Annotated in this window: 20 protein-coding genes; 7 read left to right on the forward strand and 13 right to left on the reverse strand. The window is 51.8% G+C overall.

Annotated features, from left to right (window positions below):
- Positions 1-40: 40 nt before the first annotated feature.
- Positions 41-757 carry a two-component system response regulator ArcA gene (gene arcA, locus GA565_RS22070; RefSeq protein WP_055774702.1) on the forward strand — a complete coding sequence of 239 codons (717 nt, stop codon included), beginning with the start codon at positions 41-43 and terminating at the stop codon, positions 755-757.
- Between the two features lie 136 nt (positions 758-893).
- Here arcA and creA read toward each other — a convergent pair whose 3' ends face one another.
- Positions 894-1,370 carry a protein CreA gene (gene creA, locus GA565_RS22075; protein WP_152200865.1) on the reverse strand — a complete coding sequence of 159 codons (477 nt, stop codon included), beginning with the start codon at positions 1,368-1,370 and terminating at the stop codon, positions 894-896.
- A 211-nt stretch (positions 1,371-1,581) separates the two neighbouring features.
- Between creA and robA the strand changes: the two genes are divergently transcribed.
- A complete protein-coding gene (gene robA / locus GA565_RS22080; RefSeq protein WP_152200867.1) occupies positions 1,582-2,451 on the forward strand; it encodes an MDR efflux pump AcrAB transcriptional activator RobA in 870 nt (289 codons plus the stop codon).
- A 92-nt stretch (positions 2,452-2,543) separates the two neighbouring features.
- On the opposite strand, the gene gpmB is transcribed toward robA, so the two are convergent.
- On the reverse strand, positions 2,544-3,191 hold the full coding sequence (gpmB, locus tag GA565_RS22085; RefSeq protein ID WP_152200868.1) for a 2,3-diphosphoglycerate-dependent phosphoglycerate mutase GpmB: 648 nt from the start codon (positions 3,189-3,191) through the stop codon (positions 2,544-2,546).
- Positions 3,192-3,241: 50 nt separating this feature from the next.
- Here gpmB and yjjX point away from each other — a divergent pair, with 50 nt between their 5' ends.
- The gene (yjjX, locus tag GA565_RS22090) at positions 3,242-3,775 is read left to right on the forward strand and encodes an inosine/xanthosine triphosphatase (RefSeq protein WP_055774692.1); all 534 of its coding nucleotides are present in this window, start codon (positions 3,242-3,244) and stop codon (positions 3,773-3,775) included.
- An 18-nt stretch (positions 3,776-3,793) separates the two neighbouring features.
- Here yjjX and trpR read toward each other — a convergent pair whose 3' ends face one another.
- Positions 3,794-4,138 (reverse strand): trp operon repressor, encoded by a 345-nt coding sequence (trpR, locus tag GA565_RS22095; RefSeq protein WP_152200870.1) that lies wholly within the window; start codon positions 4,136-4,138, stop codon positions 3,794-3,796.
- A gap of 56 nt (positions 4,139-4,194) precedes the next feature.
- Complete coding sequence (gene sltY, locus GA565_RS22100; protein ID WP_152200871.1) at positions 4,195-6,123, reverse strand: murein transglycosylase; 1,929 nt, start codon at positions 6,121-6,123, stop codon at positions 4,195-4,197.
- Between the two features lie 462 nt (positions 6,124-6,585).
- Between sltY and ettA the strand changes: the two genes are divergently transcribed.
- Positions 6,586-8,253 (forward strand): energy-dependent translational throttle protein EttA, encoded by a 1,668-nt coding sequence (gene ettA / locus GA565_RS22105; protein ID WP_072156422.1) that lies wholly within the window; start codon positions 6,586-6,588, stop codon positions 8,251-8,253.
- 75 nt (positions 8,254-8,328) lie between these two features.
- On the opposite strand, the gene GA565_RS22110 is transcribed toward ettA, so the two are convergent.
- Entirely contained in the window at positions 8,329-9,231 is a 903-nt protein-coding gene (locus GA565_RS22110) for a LysR family transcriptional regulator (RefSeq protein ID WP_084982346.1), read from the reverse strand.
- A 116-nt stretch (positions 9,232-9,347) separates the two neighbouring features.
- Between GA565_RS22110 and GA565_RS22115 the strand changes: the two genes are divergently transcribed.
- Positions 9,348-10,349 carry a zinc-binding alcohol dehydrogenase family protein gene (locus GA565_RS22115; RefSeq protein WP_152200873.1) on the forward strand — a complete coding sequence of 334 codons (1,002 nt, stop codon included), beginning with the start codon at positions 9,348-9,350 and terminating at the stop codon, positions 10,347-10,349.
- 198 nt (positions 10,350-10,547) lie between these two features.
- Positions 10,548-11,240: an isoprenoid biosynthesis glyoxalase ElbB gene (elbB, locus tag GA565_RS22120; RefSeq protein ID WP_152200875.1), complete on the forward strand. Its 693-nt coding sequence runs from the start codon at positions 10,548-10,550 to the stop codon at positions 11,238-11,240.
- A gap of 68 nt (positions 11,241-11,308) precedes the next feature.
- On the opposite strand, the gene GA565_RS22125 is transcribed toward elbB, so the two are convergent.
- The 4 genes from GA565_RS22125 to serB form a co-directional block, all read right to left on the reverse strand.
- Entirely contained in the window at positions 11,309-12,826 is a 1,518-nt protein-coding gene (locus GA565_RS22125) for a serine protease (protein ID WP_152200876.1), read from the reverse strand.
- 233 nt (positions 12,827-13,059) lie between these two features.
- Positions 13,060-14,307: a multifunctional transcriptional regulator/nicotinamide-nucleotide adenylyltransferase/ribosylnicotinamide kinase NadR gene (gene nadR / locus GA565_RS22130; RefSeq protein ID WP_152200878.1), complete on the reverse strand. Its 1,248-nt coding sequence runs from the start codon at positions 14,305-14,307 to the stop codon at positions 13,060-13,062.
- Between the two features lie 18 nt (positions 14,308-14,325).
- A complete protein-coding gene (radA, locus tag GA565_RS22135) occupies positions 14,326-15,708 on the reverse strand; it encodes a DNA repair protein RadA (RefSeq protein ID WP_055774659.1) in 1,383 nt (460 codons plus the stop codon).
- 39 nt (positions 15,709-15,747) lie between these two features.
- Positions 15,748-16,713 carry a phosphoserine phosphatase gene (serB, locus tag GA565_RS22140; protein WP_152200880.1) on the reverse strand — a complete coding sequence of 322 codons (966 nt, stop codon included), beginning with the start codon at positions 16,711-16,713 and terminating at the stop codon, positions 15,748-15,750.
- A 127-nt stretch (positions 16,714-16,840) separates the two neighbouring features.
- Here serB and GA565_RS22145 point away from each other — a divergent pair, with 127 nt between their 5' ends.
- The gene (locus GA565_RS22145) at positions 16,841-17,665 is read left to right on the forward strand and encodes a YtjB family periplasmic protein (protein ID WP_152200881.1); all 825 of its coding nucleotides are present in this window, start codon (positions 16,841-16,843) and stop codon (positions 17,663-17,665) included.
- 98 nt (positions 17,666-17,763) lie between these two features.
- On the opposite strand, the gene deoD is transcribed toward GA565_RS22145, so the two are convergent.
- The 4 genes from deoD to deoC form a co-directional block, all read right to left on the reverse strand.
- Positions 17,764-18,483 carry a purine-nucleoside phosphorylase gene (deoD, locus tag GA565_RS22150; RefSeq protein ID WP_152200883.1) on the reverse strand — a complete coding sequence of 240 codons (720 nt, stop codon included), beginning with the start codon at positions 18,481-18,483 and terminating at the stop codon, positions 17,764-17,766.
- Positions 18,484-18,540: 57 nt separating this feature from the next.
- Positions 18,541-19,764 carry a phosphopentomutase gene (deoB, locus tag GA565_RS22155; RefSeq protein ID WP_152200885.1) on the reverse strand — a complete coding sequence of 408 codons (1,224 nt, stop codon included), beginning with the start codon at positions 19,762-19,764 and terminating at the stop codon, positions 18,541-18,543.
- An 84-nt stretch (positions 19,765-19,848) separates the two neighbouring features.
- Positions 19,849-21,186: a thymidine phosphorylase gene (gene deoA, locus GA565_RS22160; RefSeq protein ID WP_152200886.1), complete on the reverse strand. Its 1,338-nt coding sequence runs from the start codon at positions 21,184-21,186 to the stop codon at positions 19,849-19,851.
- An 87-nt stretch (positions 21,187-21,273) separates the two neighbouring features.
- Positions 21,274-22,053 carry a deoxyribose-phosphate aldolase gene (deoC, locus tag GA565_RS22165; RefSeq protein ID WP_152200888.1) on the reverse strand — a complete coding sequence of 260 codons (780 nt, stop codon included), beginning with the start codon at positions 22,051-22,053 and terminating at the stop codon, positions 21,274-21,276.
- Positions 22,054-22,375: the final 322 nt, after the last annotated feature.

The following is a 22,375-nucleotide window of genomic DNA, read 5'->3' on the forward strand; positions in this document are numbered from 1 at the left end:
ACTCCTATTTTCTATTTGTTGGCAATCTTAGGTAGCAAAAATGCAGACCCCCCAAATTCTTATCGTCGAAGACGAGTTAGTAACACGTAATACTTTAAAAAGTATTTTTGAGGCAGAAGGCTACGACGTTTTCGAAGCCAATGACGGTGCTGAAATGCATCACATTCTGTCCGAGAACAACATTAACCTGGTGGTGATGGACATCAATCTGCCAGGTAAAAATGGCCTGCTGCTGGCGCGCGAACTGCGCGAGCAGGCGAATGTCGCCCTGATGTTCCTGACCGGACGCGACAACGAAGTCGACAAGATCCTCGGCCTGGAAATCGGTGCCGACGATTACATGACCAAACCGTTCAACCCACGTGAACTCACCATTCGTGCGCGCAACCTGTTGACGCGCACCATGAACCTGAGTCCGGTTGGCGAAGAACGCCGTCTGGTTGAAAGCTATCGCTTCAATGGCTGGGAGCTGGACATCAACAGCCGTTCACTGGTCAGCCCAACCGGCGAACAATACAAGCTGCCGCGTAGCGAATTCCGCGCCATGCTGCACTTCTGTGAAAATCCGGGTAAAATTCAGACCCGCGGTGACTTGCTTAAGAAAATGACCGGCCGTGAGCTCAAGCCACATGACCGTACTGTCGACGTCACCATCCGTCGCATTCGTAAGCATTTCGAAGCCACGCCGGATACGCCAGAAATCATTGCCACTATCCACGGCGAAGGCTATCGCTTCTGCGGTGATCTGCAAGAGTAATCGCAGTTTCGGAGCAGGCTTAAGATTATCGAGCCACTGCTCGCCGAAAATAAATGAATCGTTAACACACGGGTTGCCAACCGGTCTGTAACTGTAAAAAAGGCCAGCGAAAGCTGGCCTTGTTCATGGCACGAAATTAGCGAGTAGCCCAAGGAATAATCGGCACCGCGCTGATGGCATTCTTAGGCGAACCATCCACGACTTTGTCGGAATAGCTCAAATAAACCAGTGCGTTGCGTTTCGGATCATAAAAACGTACCACCTGCAATTTCTTGAAGATAAGTGACGTTCTTTGCTTGAAAACTACGGTCCCTTTGTCGCCGTTTTTCTTGATATCGTCAGAGACATCAACCGGCCCAATTTGCTGGCAAGAAATGGCCGCATCAGACGTATCTTCAGCCAATCCCAGTCCACCTTTAATCCCGCCGGTTTTTGCCCGACTGATATAACAGGTTACATTTTTGACGTCAGGATCGTCGAAGGCCTCGACCACAATTTTATGATCCGGACCAAACAGTTTGAACACCGTATCGACAGAACCAATCTGCTCCGCCTGAGCCACGGTGGAACACAGAGACAACATACCTAGAACAAAAATTAAACACTTTTTCATTGAGTTACCCCAAGTCCTTTTATTGATGAATAGACTAATCGTACCACTGTAACAGCTTGCGCAAGCTCACAAAGTTAAAATCTAAGAGCCACATTTTCTTCAATATCGCACAGTAAGCTAAAAAATATCTGCGAGTTTTACTGTTAAAAAATTGCTATCATGCACGGGTTCACAACACTACGCGCCAATATTAGTTCAACGAGGATGATCTATGGATCAAGCAGGAATCATTCGTGATCTTCTCAGCTGGTTAGAAACACATTTGGACCAGCCGTTATCACTCGACAACGTTGCAGCAAAAGCAGGCTATTCGAAATGGCACCTGCAACGAATGTTCAAGGATGTCACGAATAATGCTATCGGTGCTTACATTCGGGCTCGCAGGCTTTCGAAAGCTGCTGTAGCACTGCGTCTGACCAGTCGGCCAATTCTTGATATTGCCCTGCAATACCGTTTTGACTCTCAGCAGACTTTCACCCGGGCTTTTAAAAAACAATTTGCACAAACTCCGGCACTGTATCGTCGTTCAGAAGATTGGCACTCCTTCGGGATCTGTCCGCCAATTCGTTTAGGCGCCTTCATTCTGCCGCAGCCAGAGTATTTGTCGCTGCCAGAGAAGCACCTGATAGGCGTGACGCAGAGCTATTCTTGCACCCTGGAACAAATTACTACTTATCGTAATGAGATGCGCACGCATTTCTGGCGTCAATACATTGGTGAGTCATCGGCACTGCCGCCGCTGCTGTACGGTCTGCATCATTCGCGACCGAGCCAGGAAAAAGATGACGAGCAGGAGGTCATGTACACCACCGCCATCGAACCAAGCCATTTAACCGAGAATATGCAGGAAGGTCAGGAAATTGTGCTTAACGAAGGAGAGTACGCACTGTTTCGCTTCAAAGGCTCACCGGAAGCGCTGCAGGAGTTTATTTTAACCCTGTACACCACCTGTCTGCCGATGCTGAAACTGACTCGCCGCAAAGGTCAGGATATTGAGCGTTTCCACCCAATGCGCAAAGTTATGGGTTCCGAGCCACCAAAAGAGCTGGACTGCGATTATCTCATCCCAATCCGCCGCTAACATCTAATCAGACGCGACAGGATGTATGATTCCTGCCTGCGCCTGTTTAGTGTCGTGCCGCCCTGCTGAAAGCGACACTGTTATCCACACTATTACCGCTGAAGTTCGTCTAATGCGGGCTGCTCAAGATGTGCAACATCGCCCGCCGTTTCAACGATCCATCCCGATGCCAGCCAGGCGCTTTGCTGATGATCCACGCGAGAAATTGAGCAGTTACGCAAACGCAAACGACGCTCGGCATAGGCCGGTAATCCTAAAATAGTGCTGATAAGGCAACCCAGCGCAATACCGTGACTCACCAGCAGCGGCTTGCTGCCCTCCGGCAGGTTCAGGCAACTTTCCAGCGCCTCACGCATGCGTGCCGCCAGCTCGTTCATGGTTTCACCTTGGGGAATACGCCCCTCTGGCGTACCGTCAACCATCTGCTTGCGCCACAGCTCTTCTTCAGGGTTCAATCCGTCAAGGTTGCGGGTTTCCAGCACGCCCATGTGCAGCTCACGCAGGCGCGGGTCGGTAATGACCTTACAGCCACAGGCGTCAGCGATAATTTCTGCCGTGCGTTTAGTACGACCTAGATCGCTGGCTATCACATGTGTGATACCCTCGTTGCGCACTCTCTCGGCAACTTGTTGTGCCTGAAAGGTCCCTTTTTCAGTTAATGGACTGTCGGACTGCCCTTGAATTCGGCGGGCGGCATTCCATTCAGTTTCGCCGTGACGGACGAGATATACCTGTAACATGAGTGTTTTCCGTTATACTGCGTGAAATAAGCTTAAGGACAATGAAATCTATGTATCACGTTATCGCTGCTACCACTAACCCGGCAAAAATTAACGCAATTGCCATGGCTTTTGAAGATATCTTCGGTGCCGACACCTTTCGTATTGAAGGCATTGACGTCGACAGCGGCGTACCTGAGCAACCTATCGGCAACATTGAAACCCGTACCGGCGCAAGACATCGCGTCATCAGCGCCCGCCAGGTTCGTCCTGAAGCAGACTTTTGGGTAGGCATAGAGGCCGGTATCGAAGACAACATGACCTTCGCCTGGATGGTGATTGAAAACATGCACCAGCGCGGCGAATCTCGCTCAGCGAGCCTAATGTTGCCTGAAATTATATTACAAGAGATCAATCAAGGGAGTGAATTAGGCGACGAAATGGAAAAACTCTCGGGAATTGCCGAAGTAAAACGCAAAGGCGGCGCTATCGGAATTTTTACCGCGGGTAAACTGACGCGTACCAGCGTTTATCATCAGGCACTGGTGCTCGCCCTGTCGCCCTTTCATAATGCTATTTACCAGACTCGCTCACAGACGCACTAAGAGTGCTCAAGCGGGTGCTTACGGCTGTTTCTCGCCGTCTGCAGAATCGAGCAACTGCGCTGCCAGCCAGGCTTTAAGCTCCGGCGGCGCGGATTTTAAACCGTTAGAGCCGCGGGTTATCGTTGCTATCCCTGCCCCCAACTGATTTTTGAGCTCGCGCTGGCTCAATTCGCCCTTCATCAACTCTTCGATAATTCTCAATCGCGTTCCCAGCGCCGTGCGTTCGTCAGGCGTCAGAAAAAGCTGTAGCAGAGAATAGTGCAGATTTTCAGCAAAAGATTGCTGCAGCAATGCCATAAAGGATTGCCAGTCTTCATTGCCTTGTTGAGAAAGAGCCGGGTCGTTTAAAGAAATTTGTGCCATCAATGCGCTGCCATACTATTGAACTAGTACAGCAGCATATCATATTGATGCAAAGATCAATAACGCCTCTGCCACTCCGCATCCGTTAAGATTTTGGCTGGCTGATGTAAAAAGTAGCGATAAAACGCATCATACGCTAACACATTTTTAACATATCGGCGAGTTTCCGAGAAAGGAATACTCTCGACAAACGCCACAGCATCAACCTGTCCCTGTGTATTACCCAACCAGGTATTCACTCGCGATGGGCCAGCATTGTAGGCAGCACTCGACAGAATACGGTTGCGGCCGAACATCTGATATACGTACTCCAGATAACCGGTACCGATAGTGATATTGGTTTGCGGATCAAACAGCTGACTGCTGTTGGTATAGCCCGGAATGCCGTTCATCTGCACCGTATGCTGAGCCGTAGCCGGCATCAGCTGCATCAGTCCGGAAGCACCGACCGGGGATCGCGCCTGTGGATTCCATGCGCTTTCCTGACGCGCAATGGCCATCGCATAACTCTGTGTTATCCCTTTATTTTCAGTGGCCTGGCGGAATTCAGGCGACCAGGCCAGCGGGAAACGCTCCTGCAATGAGTCCCACAGCTTGCCCGCAATGGTGGCCTGCACACTAAGCTCGGGCCAGCCTTTTTCAAAGGCGTAGCGCGCTAGCGCTTCCTGCTGCGGCCTGCTGCGGCTCAGCACCAGATAGGTCCATTCCGTTCTCGCCAGATTGTCCATATTCCAGTACATCAATTCGCGAACGCGAACCACTTCCGCCAGCTTGTCGAAGCTGGCATCCGGCTTCGGTGCTACGTCGATAGTCAATGGATAGGCCACGTTCAGCTTCTGCGCCGCGGCCATCGGATAGAACCCGCGGCCCTGCATCAAGGTGCGTAAAATACTTTCCGCTTCGGCGCGTTTACCCTGATCCATGAGAACTGAAGCGTGCCAGTAGCGCCATTCATCTTCCTGCATCGCGTCGGCGGGCAGCTGCTGCATCCAGCGCGCCAGCCCTTTTCTGTCACCACTGGCCAGCGACATACGAATTCGGCGCTCAACCAACGAGGTGGAGTGACTGCGTAAAATTACGTTATCGCGCCAGGCGGCCTGCTCCGGCGTGGCATCGTTGCCCATATAACGCCAGGCGACAGCCTCTTCCAGCGCAAGACGGTCGCTGTCGTCCATCTTCTGCAAACGAGCAAGCACCGGCAGCATTGAGCGGGCATTTTCAACGTCAGTACTGACCACGCGAGAAAAGGCGATCGTCACGGCGTTGCGGGTGAAATCGGTCGGCCCCACGGTGCGGGCAAAGCTTTCAATACTGCTAGGATCGTTCTGCAGTTTGACCAACGCATCGCTCATTGTCTGATAATCCGGCGGCAGCTGTTTGGCCAGATAGTTGACCAAATTGGTATTGCCGGCTTTCATTGCCAGCCCAATACGTTGCAGCGTAGTCAATGCAGTTTGGTTTCCAGCCTGCTGCCAGACGGTGAACAGTTTATCGCATGAGGTGGGCAGCGAGGTGCCGGTCAGCCAGATATCTTTGGCACCGTCAAAGGCAACCTGCTGCTGGCCGGTGGACCATTTGGCGAAATAGTAGTTACAGCGTGCAGCAACCGGCTTGGGTGCCTGTGGGCTAAAGGCCAATAGCCCCTGCCAGTCCTGTCGGCTTGCCAGTTCGTTAACAAAACGCGCAGGTAAAGAACGGGCAGGAGGCAGCGTTGGATTTGCCTGAACAAACGCCGTCACCTGCTGCGGTGTCGCTGTCGCGATATTTTGCGTGAGCTGGCGATATTCCAGATACGGATATAAAGGGTAGTCGGTCAGTGTGGGCATCAATTGACTGACCACGTCTAACTGATTCGCATCCCAGGCCTGTTTAATCTGCGTATAACGCTGACGTTGGGCATCCAGAGAGTCAGCCTTGGCCGCTCCGGTTGCCGTGGTTAACAACAGTCCTACTGCAAGAAATCGCCACTTGTCCGCCTTGACCATACTTACCTTTATCCCCGCTGATTGTGTTGCTGACTGCTTACTCAAAAGCCAGGCTTTGAGGGCAAAACTGCCCAGCCGCCATTGATAGACACTGCATACGCTAATCTATTCACCGCGATAAATGAAGAAATGCCCTTCCGGCGTCACAAACTTTACACAGTTTGAAGAACTCAGCATCATTTTACCTCCTCCGGCCCCTCCCCCGCCAAGTGAGGTTCGCCGTCTTCATTTTGCAGAACGGGCGCGTACTTAAGAATAGGCTTCTTCAATACCACAACCTAGTGCAGATCTATTTGGCGTTGGGGGGTGAGAGTTGGGCTGAAACAGGCTAAACTTCGCAGTCGGAACATATCTCAGTCATGCCGCAGTCAGGCGGGACTGGCTCTAATCTGCCGGTATGCGCGCAGTGTCAACCTGACCTGCTGACTGCGACCGGCCTGCAAGCAAGAGGCTCAAAACAACGTGGCTCAATACGTATACAGCATGCATCGCCTTGGCAAAGTGGTTCCGCCAAAGCGTCATATTCTGAAAAACATCTCACTCAGCTTCTTCCCGGGTGCCAAAATCGGCGTACTCGGCCTGAACGGGTCAGGTAAATCAACCCTGCTGCGCATTATGGCCGGCATCGACACCGATATCGAAGGTGAAGCTCGCCCACAGCCAGGTCTGAAAATTGGCTATCTGCCGCAGGAACCTCAGCTGAATCTCGAACAGACCGTTCGCGAGTCCGTAGAAGAAGCCGTGGCCGAAGTTGTTGGGGCGCTGAAACGTCTTGATGAAGTGTATGCGCTCTATGCCGATCCGGATGCCGATTTTGACAAGCTGGCAGCTGAACAGGGCAAGCTGGAAGAGATAATCCAGGCACACGACGGCCACAACCTTAACGCTCAGCTGGAACGCGCCGCCGATGCGCTACGCCTGCCTGAGTGGGATGCGAAAATTGCGACCCTTTCTGGTGGTGAGCGTCGCCGCGTGGCCCTGTGTCGCCTGCTGCTCGAAAAGCCGGAAATGCTGCTGCTCGACGAACCGACCAACCACTTAGATGCCGAATCCGTGGCGTGGCTCGAGCGCTTCCTGCACGACTTCGAAGGCACCGTTGTGGCCATTACCCACGACCGTTACTTCCTCGACAACGTGGCAGGCTGGATCCTTGAGCTTGACCGCGGCGAAGGTATTCCGTGGGAAGGCAACTACTCCTCTTGGCTTGAACAGAAAGACGAACGTCTGGCACAAGAAGCGTCATCTGAAGCAGCTCGTCGTAAATCAATTGAAAAAGAGCTGGAGTGGGTGCGCAAAGGTGCCAAAGGCCAACAGTCTAAAGGTAAGGCACGTCTGTCTCGCTTTGAAGAACTGAACAACACCGAATACCAGAAACGTAACGAAACCAACGAACTGTTTATTCCACCGGGCCCACGCCTGGGCGATAAAGTCGTTGAGGTCAACAACCTGAGCAAGTCTTACGGTGACCGCGTTCTGATTGACGACCTGTCCTTCTCGGTGCCAAAAGGCGCGATTGTTGGCATCATCGGTCCAAACGGCGCGGGTAAATCAACCCTGTTCCGTATGATGTCAGGTCAGGAACAGCCTAACGGCGGCAACATCGAGCTAGGTGAGACCGTAGTACTGGCCTCTGTCGATCAGTTCCGTGACTCTATGGACAATAGCAAAACCGTGTGGGAAGAAGTCTCGGGCGGTCAAGACATCATGCGCATCGGCACCACTGAAATGCCAAGCCGCGCCTATGTCGGCCGCTTTAACTTCAAAGGCGTCGATCAGGGCAAGCGCGTAGGCGAGCTGTCCGGGGGTGAGCGCGGTCGTTTACATCTGGCAAAACTGCTGCAGGTTGGCGGTAACATGCTGCTGCTCGATGAACCAACCAACGACCTCGACATCGAGACCCTGCGCGCGCTTGAAAACGCCCTGCTGGAGTTCCCAGGCTGCGCGATGGTTATTTCCCATGACCGTTGGTTCCTCGACCGTATTGCGACCCACATCCTCGACTATCAGGATGAAGGCAAAGTTGAATTCTTCGAAGGTAACTTTACCGAGTACGAAGAGTACAAAAAGCGCACGCTGGGCGCAGACGCGCTGGAACCACGCCGTATCAAGTACAAGAAAATTTCCAAATAATCTTGTTGAACTCATCGTGGCAGATGTCAAAAAACCCGGGCTTTCGCAGCTCGGGTTTTTTATTGTCTGCACTTTCTACAGTAGCGCATTGTAGCGTTCGGCAAAGGCGTATTCGTTCAGCATAAAATCAATAAAGCAGGCCAACGCGGGGGAGTTCAGTTTACGGCTGGGATAAACGAGATACAGCGAATTACTTTCGGCTTCCCAATCTGGCAATACGCGCACCAGTTGCCCACTCCTGACTTCTTCTCGGCACATAAAAGACGGCAGCAGTGTAATGCCAGCACCGGCTATGGCACATTCCCGCGCGTAGAGAAGATTATCGGTATGGTGGGCGGGAGGAAGCACCCAGCGATGATAGACATCGCCACGGCGCAAAACCCACTCCTTCCAGGCCTGATGACCAATACACCGATGCACTTCAAGCTGCTGTGGCACAGTGAGCGGCGGATGCTCGGCCAAATAAGCCGGTGCAGCCAACAGATAACGCGGACCCTCACCGAGTGAACGGCCAATGAGCGAAGAGTCTTGAGGTTTACCGCTGCGCAGTGCGACGTCAAAACCTTCCTGCACCAAATCAATCAGTTGATCAGAAACGGAAACTTCAAGTGAAACATCGGGATAGCGTTTTGAGAACTCGGCATTCATGCGCGCCAACAGCGTAGCGCCTAACCCAGCGGGGCTGGTTATGCGCAGGCGGCCGCTGGGATTGTCTCTCAGACGTAAAATAGCCTGTTCGGCCCGCTCGCTAGCCTGCAGCATCTCCTGACAGTGCACCAGATAGCGCTCACCTGCAAAGGTCAGGTTTAACTGTCGAGTGGTTCTATTAAGTAAGCGGATCCCCAGATTTTGCTCGAGCTGGCTCACCCTTTGACTGACGCTGGACTTCGGCAAGCCCGCGCGCTTTGCCGCCGTAGTAAAGCTGCCCGTTTCGGCCACCAGCGCAAACAGCGCCATATCCTGCAATTGCTTAAACACGATTGTTCACCTCAGCCGAACACTTTGTTAATTATTGTCCATCTTATCAGCTTGGCTCACTGGGACTACACTGGTGTTATTGAATTAAACCTATCCCCCTTTATTGGAGTGAAAAGATGAGCATCAAAGCAATTGCCGTTGACCCAAAGAATGTAAAACAGTTTATCGCCATCGAATTGCCGCAGCCTGACGTGGGTGAGAACGATCTGCTGGTTGAGGTTAAAGCAGTTTCAATCAATCCGGTCGACACCAAAGTGCATCAGGGGGCGGTGAAAAACGGTCTGCAAGCCCCAAAAGTGTTGGGTTGGGATGCGAGCGGCGTCGTAAAAACCGTCGGCAGCGGCGTTAGTGGGTTCAGCGTGGGTGACGAAGTGTGGTACGCCGGTGACATTACCAGGCCCGGCAGCAATGCGAGTCAGCAGCTCATTGATTACCGTATCGTGGCGAAAAAGCCAAAGACCCTGAATTGGGCAGAAGCTGCTGCCATGCCGTTAACTGCCCTTACCGCCTGGGAAGGTCTGTTTGAACACCTGAGGATTCAGGACGCTGGCGCTGATAAAACACTGTTAATCATCGGCGGGGCCGGTGGCGTAGGCTCGCTGGCAATCCCCTTTGCCGCACAGCGCAGCAAGGTGAACGTTATCGCCACCGCATCACGTCCCGAATCTGCCCAGTGGTGCATTGAGCGCGGTGCGGCGCTGACCGTAAACTATAAAGACCTGGTTGGCGAGCTTGAAAATCAGGGCATCAAACAGGTGGATTACATTTTCTGTCTCAATGATACCGACGGCCACTGGGACGCGATTGGCAAACTGATCGCGCCATTGGGGAAAATTTGTACCATCGTGGAAAATGCCAAACCGCTGGATCAAAACCAGCTGAAGTTAAAAAGCGCATCGCTACATTGGGAATTTATGTTTACCCGCAGCATGTACACCACCGCAGACATTGCCGAGCAGGGTAACATTCTGACTCAGGTTGCGGAGCAGGTTGATGCCGGAAAAGTGAAGACTACGCTAACAGAAACGCTTGCAGGGCTGACCCCTGAAAACATTCAGGCTGCGCACGACAGGGTGCTCGACGGACACATGCAGGGCAAGGTAGTGGTTACATTCTAACGTCGTGTTTGAATTCCTGGGGCTGCCTTCCGGTGGCCCTTTTTTGATCTGTACCCACGGCTGCACTCGTGAGTTTTCTCACAAAATAAGGGCAAATAAGGGATAAAAAATCCACATTCCTAACTGAGGTCACAGAGAAAAAGTTAATTCTAGGCAAAAATAAAGTTAACCGATAAGTGATAAAAGAGGGGACTGTTAATGAATACAAAAAAAGTAGCGGTTATTCTCTCCGGCTGTGGCGTCTATGACGGTGCCGATGTTCACGAGGTGGTCCTTACTTTACTGGCGCTTGAGACCGGCCAGGCTTCCTATCAATGCTTTGCACCGGATATTGCACACCACCACGTGATCAATCACATCACCGGGGAAATTTCTCATCAGGAAAGAAACGTGCTGTTTGAGTCTGCGAGAATAGTGCGCGGCGAGGTTAAAGCCATTACCGAGTGTCACTCACGCGATTTTGATGCTGTGATTGTGCTAGGCGGCGCCGGTGTGGCCATCAACCTGTCTGACTTTGCCTTTAAAGGCCCTGACGTTGATATCAATAGCCCCACCCTTGAGGTGCTAAACAGCTTCAAAAATGAGAATAAGCCAGCGGGCTATCTGTCTATTGCGCCCGTATTGTTGCCGCTGATTTATGGCGAAGGCGTGGAGTTGACCATTGGTAACGATGCGGACACTGTCGCTATTCTAGAAAGCATGGGGGCAGTACATCGGGGGGCGTCCTTTGACGAAACCGTCGTAGACATAAAAAATAATCTGGTAACTAGTCCGGCTTATATGGTGGCGACCAGTTTACTGGAAGCAAAAGCCGGAATTGATAAGCTGGTAAAAGAGGTGTTATCAATGAGCATTAGCCGCAGGTCCTATTTTCTGCACGCCGTTGGCTAAATAAAATTATTAATTGACTATTAATGGCGGGCTGACAATAAATATTATTAGCCCGCTCAAAAAAACTGTTAACGTAAAGCAATCCATGCAACTGACCAGGCTGGACCGCGGCCAGGTGAATAAGCAGCACTGTTTATACTACAGAATTTTGCAAAGGGCTTATTTTTACATTTATAAAGCTTGCCATTTTTCGCCGTCACTATTTGACCCGCCTCATAGTGATGCCCTTGCTGATAAATAGGGTATAACGGTTTATCCGTTTGATGACCTTGGATATTTAGGTCCACAGCGAGCAGCAAATTATTACGATAATTTTTATCATGCCAACCTTGCGCAAGCAGATTGAAAGTTCCTTTATAATGACCTTCTGGTAAGGTTTTATTATCTTCCTCGGCGTACTTTAATTCTAAAGGACTTGCCTTGCCACAGCCGGTAGCACTGTTCATTGGTGCATTAGCACAACCCACATTACGCCAGGCACGCAATGTTATCGACTGATTGTGGCCCGTTTTGATATTGGGTAAGGTGACGATTATTTCACTGTAACCTTTACCTAAATCCCAGTCTGGGACAGTCGGTCCAGTGGCATTAGATTGCTTAGGTACGATGTAAGTTACCGAGCTGTCGGCCAAGTCTTTTGAGAGGTCGGGTAATATCAGCGTCTGTTTTTCATTTATCGTCGTCATTTGACTCAGGGTATTTACGTCAGGATAGATACTTTTAATCCAATCAACGTATTTGCTGACGCGAACGCCATAAGAAGCCTCTTCAACACCTGTTTTGGTAATCCCGATAATAGTCCAGAAGCCGTTATGCTGCTGCCACCAGGCTGAACCACTGTCGCCAGGCGCTAAACGAGCCCAGGCTTTTGAGACCTGCTCAGGGTGATAAGGCGCGCCCAATGCGTAGTCCTTCTCGAAAAGCTCATTAATATAACTCTGACCCCATGCACGCCTGGAGCCCTGCTGTGGCGAAAAATCGTCATTAGGATTATCACTAGGCCTTACTGCTGCCTGGCCAACTCCCCAGTTACCGTAACCTACCAGCTCGACGGGCTTATCCATTTCCCGAGATCCATCATAAATCCACGGTTTATTAAGCGGCTTACCCTGTTCGTCCAGCATCGGCGCTTTTTTATTTAATACCAGTATCCCAATATCACCACTCACGCCTCCCATGCCTTCTGGGCGATGGGTACGATAAGGGCCGGTATAATAAACGCCATCTTTGGCTATCAAACGATCATGGCGGTCACGAAACTCCCCGTGGTAGGCTTTTGTGGCTTCACCAGGACTATTAAAATCCATACAGTGGCCAGCGGCTAGAATATAGCTTTTTGTACCGTCTTTACTGTCGCCTAGCCACGTTGAGGTACAAGAATAAATTTTACCGACAGTATCAAAGCGAGCTGAATAACTCTCTTTACGCAAAGGTTCATAGGCGTGCTCCATTGTGTTATTTACATTGGAGAGATGGCCGCCATTATTTATAAAAGTAGGATTATTCATAACAAGCGCATAAGAATTAATGGAAATGACTGCTGCGCAAGCAACAGCCATTCCACGAAAAATGGCATTAATATTCAAAATTTTACCCAATAGTTTCAGCAGTGAAGAAAGTTTAATAAAAAATAAATAAGAAGATTATAAAATAAACACTTATTTCAATGCAGGCAGGGTAACATCGTTTAAAAATAAAAAATACACAGGTTATAAAAAATAGAATTAATCCCCTGGCATAGAGAAAATTCTTAATAAAATTAAATAATATTTAATCCAAAGGAGTAATCGTTAATTTCATTACCCCTTCACTCCTGTTATCAATGACCTATTATTGAATGCTTATTACCTAACATATTCTGTACCAGCTCGACACAGTCTAGAAAACGCTGATCGTAGTCGGATGCGGTCACGTGGGTAAAGGTGATATTGTTTTTATTCATCATTTCAATCAGCAGATTTTGGAATTCTGAGCGGTCGAGCGAACTGCCCAGGCTGCGTAAACCGTCGGCGACCCACGGCGTGTTGTTCTCCAGCAAAATCACTAAATCAAAGCGATATTCATCGACCAGTGCTTGTACAAACGGATGCTCGCGGCCCTCGTATTTTTTGCAAAATGCCTGAGTGGTCAAAAAGTCTGTATCGATAAACGCCACTTTATTCGCGTATTTAACGGCGAAATCAATGTACTGTGCCTGACCCAAAGCAATTTTGTCGTAGTCGGAATACTGCAGCGCCATTTCATCGCCACCCAAGTGGGAGAACACATATTCACGTCCATACTCCCAGGCGCTGGTGGTGTTAAATATGTTGGCAAGCTTGTTCACCAGCGTAGATTTTCCACTGGACTCTCCGCCCAGCACCACCACGGTACGCACAAAAAACGGCTTCACTTCAGTGGGAATATAGTCCCAATAGCGGAAAGGATCGTGGCGGATTTGCGAACCGCTGATTTTCATAAACGATCGTTTGGGATCGATAAGCACCGTATCAATGCCGAGATGCTCGCGGTAGCGCGGTGCGTCGTTCTCTTCACTGGAATAAATGGTGTTGGGATGAATGCCTTTTTGCTGCATGAAGGCGGTGATCCCTTTACTCCACACGTCCCAGCCATGTGGGTAAGGCTCCATCCCTTCTTCATTGAAAGCATGAATATGAATGTTCTTTTGATACTTAAAAGTCTGCAACAGCCAGCGTAGACGATCGCTCAGCGTCGGTTGCTGAGACATCGAGCTATTTTCAAACAGCTCGCGATCGCGCGGTTCATCGTAACCAAGAATAATGTGCAGCTCGTCAACCTGACTGCAGGCGCGCTGAATTAAATAGATATGGCCGGTGTGCAGCGGATAAAACTTACCAAATACCACGCCAATCTTCTTTTCACGACGGGGAAATTCCAGGTCGAGAAAACGATGCAAGGCTTCAAGTTTTTGCGCGCTGGGGCTTTTAATCTTGTCATTTAACAGCTGACTGAGGTAACCCTTGGTCATGCCGCTAACTTCAGCCACCTGCTGCAGCGTGCATCCCTGTTGCTTAATCGCGGCCTTTAGATAATCAAACTGCGGCATAGTGGCTCCTTGTATTGATTAGAGATCCTCGAGGATAGCCAATGCGTCTGCCAACTTTTTGACGCCATAGACCTTCATGCCTTCCGGCAGCTTTTTCGGCACATTGGCGTGCGGCACAATCGCGCGCTTAAAGCCGTGCTTGGCGGCTTCACCAATACGTTCCTGTCCGCTGGTCACCGGACGAATTTCACCGGCTAATCCCACCTCACCAAAGACGACCAGGTCTTGAGGCAGCGGGCGGTCGCGCAGACTCGACACCAGCGAAAGCAGAAGCGCGAGGTCAGCACCGGTTTCGGTGACTTTAACGCCGCCGACCACGTTAACAAATACGTCCTGATCCGCCATTTGCAGACCGCCGTGACGGTGCAAAACGGCCAGCAGAATAGCCAGGCGGTTTTGCTCAAGGCCAACCGCCACGCGCCGAGGGTTGCCCATCATAGAGTGATCCACTAATGCCTGAATCTCGACCAGCAAAGGCCGAGTTCCCTCCCACAGCACCATCACCGAGCTGCCCGAGGTGATTTCATCACCTCGACTCAGGAAGATGGCCGAAGGGTTGCTCACCTCACGCAGCCCCTGCTCGGTCATGGCAAACACGCCAAGCTCGTTGACTGCCCCAAAGCGGTTTTTATGGCTGCGCAGGGTGCGAAATCGTGAGTCGGCATCACCGTCGAGCAGAATCGAACAGTCGATGCAGTGCTCTAGCACTTTCGGACCGGCCAGTGACCCGTCTTTGGTCACGTGGCCGACCATCACGATCGCCACACCGCGCGTTTTGGCATAGCGAGTGAGATAGGCGGCGCTTTCACGCACCTGCGCCACGGTACCCGGTGAAGACTGGATATCCGCCATGTGCATCACCTGAATGGAGTCGATCACCATCAGCTTTGGCTGTTCCTGATCGGCAATCAGGCAAATCTGCTCGATGCTGGTTTCAGAAAGCATGTTCATATTGGCGGTAGGCAGCCCGAGACGGTGCGCACGCATCGCCACCTGCTGCAACGACTCTTCGCCGGTGACGTAGAGCGTTTTCATATTTTCGCCGAGCTTACAGAGGATCTGCAGCAGCAGCGTACTTTTGCCCGCGCCGGGATTTCCGCCGATGAGAATGGCGCTGCCCGGTACGACACCGCCACCCAGTACGCGGTCAAACTCTTTAAACCCGGTGCTAAAGCGCGGTGTTTCATCCAGGCTGATATCAGAGAGCTTTTGCACCCGGCTAACGCCCGCATCGCCGGCATAACCGCTGAGGCGCTCATTGCGCGCGACCGTAGGTGAAGCAGACAAACGGACTTCGGTAATGGAGTTCCAGGCCTGACAGGCACTGCATTGCCCCTGCCAACGCGGATAATCTGCGCCGCATTCATTACACACAAATGCTCGTTTTGCTGCTTTTGCCACAACGTACCTCGTTTGGGGCGCTATCGCCCCTTGTTCACATTACGCGACACTGCCGCTCAGAATGCACAGCAGGCCAATCAGGTCAGCATGTCGAATGCAGACTTCGGCCTGTTCATACACTTTTGGCTTGGCGTGAAAGGCCACACCCAGCCCGGCGACCGACATCATTTTTAAATCGTTTGCACCGTCGCCAATGGCCACGGTTTGGGCCTGCGGGATGCCCAGTTTTTCGGCCAGCGTCAGCAAAGTATCGGCCTTGAACTGCGCGTCAACAATGGGACCGATGACCTGACCGGTGAGCTTACCGTCAAAAATTTCCAGCTCGTTTGCCGCGACAGCAACCAGGCCCAGCTCATCACGCAGGTAGTTGGCATAATAGGTAAAACCGCCCGAGGCGATAGCAACGTGCCAGCCCAACGCCTGCAAACGGGCTACCATCTGCTTGAGACCCGGCATTAATGGTAATGTTTCACGCACTTGCAGCAGAATGTTGGCATCGGCATCTTTTAATGTGCCCACGCGCTGACGCAAACTGTCGGCGAAGTCTAGCTCTCCGCGCATGGCACGTTCAGTGACTTCCGCAACCTGCTCACCCACGCCGGCAAGTTTGGCAATTTCATCAATGCATTCAATCTCAATTGCAGTAGAATCCATGTCCATCACCAGCAGGCCAGGCGTGCGCATGTGGGGCACTTTACGCAGCGGCGTGATGTCGAACTCAAACTGTTCGGCCAGCTCGAATACGTCTGGCGTCAGTGGACCGGCGAGGCGCACGACCTGATAGTCTTCGACCATCCAGGCGCTAACCACGACGAGTGCACGACCAAGGCGGCTCTGGAAACGACTGATACTGAGTTTATCGAGCTTTCTACTGTACAGGAGCCAACCCGTGTGCCCGGCCCGGTAATCGAGCGGCATCACTTCGTCACCGCTGAGTGAAAGTGGAAGTCCCGGCCATTGGTGGATCTCGGAAGGAAGATCGCAATAGGTCAGACGGTTTGGCATGATTTCTCCTGTAAGAGCAAATACTCTGTCGAAAAGCAGAGGGGCCGCGATAAAACGACGCATCAAGCTACCCTATCGCTAACGCTTCTGGCAACATTAAAGTCGTCGAATACCTTAAGGAAACAGAATGGCAGAGGCCAAACTGAAACTTCGCAGACACCGCACGGTTATCGTGCTGATTTGCTTGGCTTTATTAGTTATATTGATGCAAGGTGCGTCCTATTTTAGCCTAGGGCACCAGTTAGCGCGATCTCAACAGGTCGAGCAATTGACACAAACGCTTGCTCGCCAGGTGGCATTTTCGCTCGCTCCGCTGATGGACAGCCAAAATGATGGCGCCGATATCGCGCAGATTACCACTATTTTAAATCAACTCACCGACAATAGCCGCATTCTTGATGCCAGTGTCTACCAGTTGGACGGTTCGCTGATTGCTCATTCCGGCGAAACCGTGCCGGTACGCGACAGGCTGGCGCTTGACGGTAAGCGCGCGGGCAGCTATTTCAACCACCAAATTGTACAACCGATAGGCGATAAAGACGGTCCAAGCGGATTTCTGCGCATGACGCTGGACACCCACGTGCTGGCGACCGAAGCCAAACAGGTTGATAACACCACTAACCTGCTGCGCTTGATGATGTTGTTGGCGCTGGCGGTAGGAATTATTCTGGCCCGTACCCTGCTGCAGGGCCGACGCAGCCGCTGGGAGCAGTCGCCGTTTCTGCTCACCGCCAGTACGCGCCTGAGAGAGCGTGATGAAGACGATGACCTGCCAGCACACAATAATGAGCCGCTGGTTATTGCCATCGCCGAAGAGCGGGTCGAAGACAAACCGACGCTGACGGCAGAAGAAGAAGCCGAACTTGAAGCCGTGCAGGCCGCGCACCGCAATCTTCAGCGCAGCGAGGAGCCAACGGACGAAGAAGAAGATAAGAAAAAGAGTCGTGATTAGGCGAGGCGGTTTCTATTTTTGAATAGATAAAAATAACATTATCAATAAAAACGGAGGCCACAAGGCCTCCGTTTTTTCACAATAAAGCTAAATCGATCTTAAGCTTTATCGCCCAGCAGTACGGATTCCAGCGCTATCTCAATCATGTCATTGAAAGTCGTCTGGCGCTCGGCAGCGGTCGTTTGCTCGCCGGTGCGAATGTGGTCGGAAACGGTACAGATAGTCAGTGCTTTAGCACCAAATTCTGCCGCCACGCCGTAGATACCGGCAGCTTCCATTTCAACGCCCAAAATACCGTACTTTTCCATCACGTCGAACATCTGTGGGTCTGGGGTGTAGAACAGGTCAGCAGAGAAGATGTTACCGACGCGGGCTTTGATACCCTTAGCCGCCGCCGCATCTGCCGCGTTGCGCACCATGTCATAGTCGGCAATAGCCGCATAGTCGTGGTCTTTGAAGCGCATACGGTTAACTTTAGAATCGGTGCAGGCACCCATACCAATCACCACGTCGCGCAGTTTTACGTCTTCACGTACCGCGCCGCATGAGCCTACGCGGATGATTTTTTTCACGCCGAACTCGGTAATAAGCTCTTTGGCATAGATTGAGCAAGAAGGAATGCCCATGCCGTGGCCCATAACGGAGATTTTGCGGCCTTTATAGGTGCCGGTGAAGCCGAGCATGCCGCGAACGTCGTTCACCTGCTTGATGTCTTCGAGGAAGGTTTCTGCAATATGTTTAGCGCGCAGCGGATCGCCAGGCATCAGGACTACGTCTGCGAAATCGCCCATTTCTGCATTAATGTGTGGCGTTGCCATAGATAACATTCCTTTCTTGATGGTTTTAATTAATAGAATTTTCGCAAAAAATCAGCCTTAAAGCATGGATTTTCCGTATTCCATTGGCGACAGGTCAAAATAGCGGGCAACGGTTTGTCCGATATCGGCAAAGGTCTCGCGATGGCCCAGGAAGCCAGGCTTCACTTTAGGCCCGTAGATCAACACCGGAATATGCTCACGGGTGTGGTCAGTGCCGCGCCAGCTTGGGTCACAGCCGTGGTCGGCGGTGAAAATAATAATGTCGTCTTCTTTCACCAGCGCCAGCAGCTCAGGCATGCGTCGGTCGAACAGCTCAAGCGCGGCGGCATAACCCGGCACGTCGCGACGATGGCCATAAGAGGAGTCAAAATCAACGAAATTGGTGAAGACGATAGTCTTGTCGCCCGCCAGTTTCATTTCCTGAACGGTAGCATCGAACAGCGCGTCCAGACCGGTGGCTTTGATTTTTTTGGTGATCCCGACGTGCGCATAAATATCGGCAATTTTACCCACCGACACCACTTCACCGCCCTTCTCATCCACCAGCTTTTTCAGGATGGTTGGCGCAGGTGGCTCAACCGCCAGATCATGGCGGTTGCCGGTGCGTTCGAAGTGACCTTTTTTATCGCCGATAAACGGACGGGCGATAACGCGGCCAATGTTGTAACCGCCTTCGGTCAGCTCTTCGCGGGCAATTTCACACAGCGCATACAGGCGCTCAAGGCCAAAGGTTTCTTCATGGCAGGCAATCTGGAAAACGGAGTCAGCAGAGGTGTAGAAAATCGGCTTGCCGGTTTTCATGTGCTCTTCGCCCAGCGCGTCGAGCACCACGGTGCCCGATGAGTGACAGTTGCCCAAATAGCCCGGCAAATCTGCACGTTCAACCAGCTTATCAAGCAGCGCCTGCGGGAAACTGTTTGTCTCGTCGGAGAAGTAACCCCAATCAAACAGCACCGGAACACCGGCAATTTCCCAATGGCCTGAAGGGGTGTCTTTACCCGATGAAAGTTCACTGGCAAAGGCGTAAGCGCCGGTGATTTCTGCATCAGCGTCCATTCCCGCGGGGAAACGTCCGGTTGAAGCCTCTGCCGCTTTCGCCAGACCCAGTCGGGTCAGGTTAGGCAAATGCAGTGGCCCTTTACGGCCAACGTCAGCCTCGCCGCGGGCACAGGCCTCAGCGATATGGCCCAGCGTATCTGAACCCACGTCACCAAAGCGTTCGGCATCTTCACTGGCGCCAATTCCAAATGAGTCCAACATCATAATAAATGTACGTTTCATTTTTGCTCTCCTGCGCATTACTACGCGTTGCAAGCGGCCGTTAAAGCACCGCTTTTGATGAATGAGTTAACCGGACCGATAAGGCTAGCTGATACGGCGATAAACCACCGGCAGATTCTCGGGTGCCTTATTGCTCAACACAATGGCCGATCTCACAGCGTCTGCGGCCTGCTGCCACGCTTCTTCACTGTTCGCGTGGATCATAGCCAGCGGATGCTGAGTATCAACCTGCTGACCAATACTGGCCATATGGGTTAACCCAACGCTGTAATCGATGGCGTCGCTGGCCCGGCGACGTCCGCCGCCCAAAGCCACTACGCTCATGCCCAGAGCACGGGTGTCCATCGACGTGACGATCCCGGCTCTTTCTGAATAGACCATTTTGCTCAGGGTAGCCTGAGGCAGATAACGGTCGTAATGTTCGATAAAATCTGTCGGGCCGTTTTGCGCCGCGACCATTTTGCCAAATATCTCTGCGGCGCTGCCGTTATCGAGCACGTTTTGCAGTTTGCGGCGCGCTTCGGCGTCGTCCTGCGCCAGTCCGCCCGAAAGCAGCATCTCGACGCAGAGCGCCATGGTAACCTCAAGCAGGCGCGGACTGCGATACTCGCCAGTCAGGAACCGCACGGCTTCGCGCACTTCCACTGCGTTTCCGGCGCTGGATGCCAGCACCTGATTCATGTCGGTCAACAGCGCGGTCGTTTTACAACCTGCGCCATTGGCAACGTCAACGATCGCCTGTGCCAAGTCTTGCGACAGCTCATAGGTTGGCATAAAGGCACCGGAGCCGACTTTAACATCCATCACCAGCGCGTCCAGACCCTCGGCCAGCTTCTTTGCCAGAATAGAGGCGGTGATCAGAGGAATAGAATCTACCGTCGCGGTGATGTCACGCGTCGCATAAAAACGTTTGTCCGCCGGTGCCAGTGAATTAGTCTGGCCAATAATCGCGACACCCACGTTCTGAATTATCTTTCTAAAACGGTCATCGTCGGGAAAAATATCAAATCCCGGAATGCTCTCGAGCTTGTCGAGCGTGCCGCCAGTATGACCCAGTCCACGACCGGAGATCATCGGGACAAAACCTCCGCAAGCCGCAACCATCGGCCCCAGCATCAGCGAGGTCACATCACCTACGCCGCCGGTCGAGTGCTTGTCGACCATCGGACCATTGAGACTTAGATGCTTCCAGTTTAAAACAGTCCCTGAATCACGCATCGCCATGGTCAACGCAACGCGCTCATCCATATTCATGTCATTGAAATAGATGGTCATCGCCAGCGCAGCAATTTGACCTTCAGAGACTTTACTGTCGCGAACGCCGTTAATAAAGAAGCGAATTTCTTCTTCGCTCAGCGGTTGCCCATCGCGCTTTTTTCGAATTATTTCTTGAGCCAGAAAGGTTTTTTGTACAGAAGCCACGTCTCACCCCAATTTGCAAACAGAGAGGAAATCACCACACAAACCGTTGAACCACAGGCGACGACCCGCGCCGCCCAAGGGGAGAAGTTAGTAGCCGCTGCCGGATTTTTGCCCCTGATGACCCAACGTGGTCAACAGGCTTGCCAACAGGCTGGATGCACCAAAGCGGAAGTGGCGCGCATCGGCCCACTCACGGCCCAGAATATCGTCCGCTAGCGCCAGATACTGCGCGGCGTCTTCGGCTGTTTTCACACCACCCGCCGGTTTGAAGCCAACAGACTGGCCCACGTTCAGCTCGTTAATCACGCGCATCATCAGCTCGGCGCTGTGAAGGGTGGCGTTTTCCGGTACTTTACCGGTTGAGGTTTTAATAAAGTCAGCACCGGCGTTAATCGCGATTTCCGACGCTTTACGAATTAATGAATCCTGCTTCAGCTCACCGGTTTCGATGATAACTTTCAGCAAAATTTTAGCCTCATGACAGGCCTGCGCACACTGTTTGACCAGCTCAAAGCCCACTTGTTCATTACCGGCCATCAGCGCCCGATACGGAAACACGACGTCAACTTCATCGGCACCGTAGGCGATGGCGGCGCGAGTTTCAGCCAGTGCAATCTCAATGTCATCGTTACCGTGCGGGAAGTTGGTCACCGTCGCGATACGAATGTCTGGCGTACCCTGTTCGCGCAGTGTTTTACGCGCAATGGGAATGAAACGTGGATAAATGCACACGGCTGCGGTGTTGCCCGCCGGACTTTTGGCCTGATGACAAAGTGCGATCACTTTTGCGTCTGTATCGTCTTCATTCAGGGTGGTTAAATCCATCAGACTCAGCGCGCGCTGCGCTGCTGCGGTTAAATCGGTCATAACACTCTCCAACAATTTTCAATCCTGAAACGCCTTCAGAACCGAGCATACAGTCGAGGACGTTTATGCGTCACTGCGCGATAAATCGTCCTGCACCTTGGCGAGCAGACGAACACAATCGCTACCTGTTTAGTACATTTGAACAGGTTTTCGTCACTTAGGATGTGCAGTATTTCACACAAAATGAAAATCGATTGCAACGTTACTCTGAAAAATGAGAGGTGAATCACACTTAAGGGCTATAAGCTCAGACTTGGGCACTGAGTAAAAGTGTATACCTGAATCATGACAAACGATGATTCAGACAACACTCTCCATGCCA

This window comes from Rouxiella sp. S1S-2 (assembly GCF_009208105.1).
In the GTDB taxonomy this organism is placed as follows: domain Bacteria; phylum Pseudomonadota; class Gammaproteobacteria; order Enterobacterales; family Enterobacteriaceae; genus Rouxiella.

Coding starts and splice junctions, on each gene's coding strand:
- arcA (WP_055774702.1), top strand. CDS start 41: ATGCAGACCCCCCAAATTCTTATCGTCGAAGACGAGTTAGTAACACGT.
- creA (WP_152200865.1), bottom strand. CDS start 1,370: ATGAAAAAGTGTTTAATTTTTGTTCTAGGTATGTTGTCTCTGTGTTCC.
- robA (WP_152200867.1), top strand. CDS start 1,582: ATGGATCAAGCAGGAATCATTCGTGATCTTCTCAGCTGGTTAGAAACA.
- gpmB (WP_152200868.1), bottom strand. CDS start 3,191: ATGTTACAGGTATATCTCGTCCGTCACGGCGAAACTGAATGGAATGCC.
- yjjX (WP_055774692.1), top strand. CDS start 3,242: ATGTATCACGTTATCGCTGCTACCACTAACCCGGCAAAAATTAACGCA.
- trpR (WP_152200870.1), bottom strand. CDS start 4,138: ATGGCACAAATTTCTTTAAACGACCCGGCTCTTTCTCAACAAGGCAAT.
- sltY (WP_152200871.1), bottom strand. CDS start 6,123: ATGGTCAAGGCGGACAAGTGGCGATTTCTTGCAGTAGGACTGTTGTTA.
- GA565_RS22115 (WP_152200873.1), top strand. CDS start 9,348: ATGAGCATCAAAGCAATTGCCGTTGACCCAAAGAATGTAAAACAGTTT.
- elbB (WP_152200875.1), top strand. CDS start 10,548: ATGAATACAAAAAAAGTAGCGGTTATTCTCTCCGGCTGTGGCGTCTAT.
- nadR (WP_152200878.1), bottom strand. CDS start 14,307: ATGCCGCAGTTTGATTATCTAAAGGCCGCGATTAAGCAACAGGGATGC.
- serB (WP_152200880.1), bottom strand. CDS start 16,713: ATGCCAAACCGTCTGACCTATTGCGATCTTCCTTCCGAGATCCACCAA.
- GA565_RS22145 (WP_152200881.1), top strand. CDS start 16,841: ATGGCAGAGGCCAAACTGAAACTTCGCAGACACCGCACGGTTATCGTG.
- deoD (WP_152200883.1), bottom strand. CDS start 18,483: ATGGCAACGCCACACATTAATGCAGAAATGGGCGATTTCGCAGACGTA.
- deoB (WP_152200885.1), bottom strand. CDS start 19,764: ATGAAACGTACATTTATTATGATGTTGGACTCATTTGGAATTGGCGCC.
- deoC (WP_152200888.1), bottom strand. CDS start 22,053: ATGACCGATTTAACCGCAGCAGCGCAGCGCGCGCTGAGTCTGATGGAT.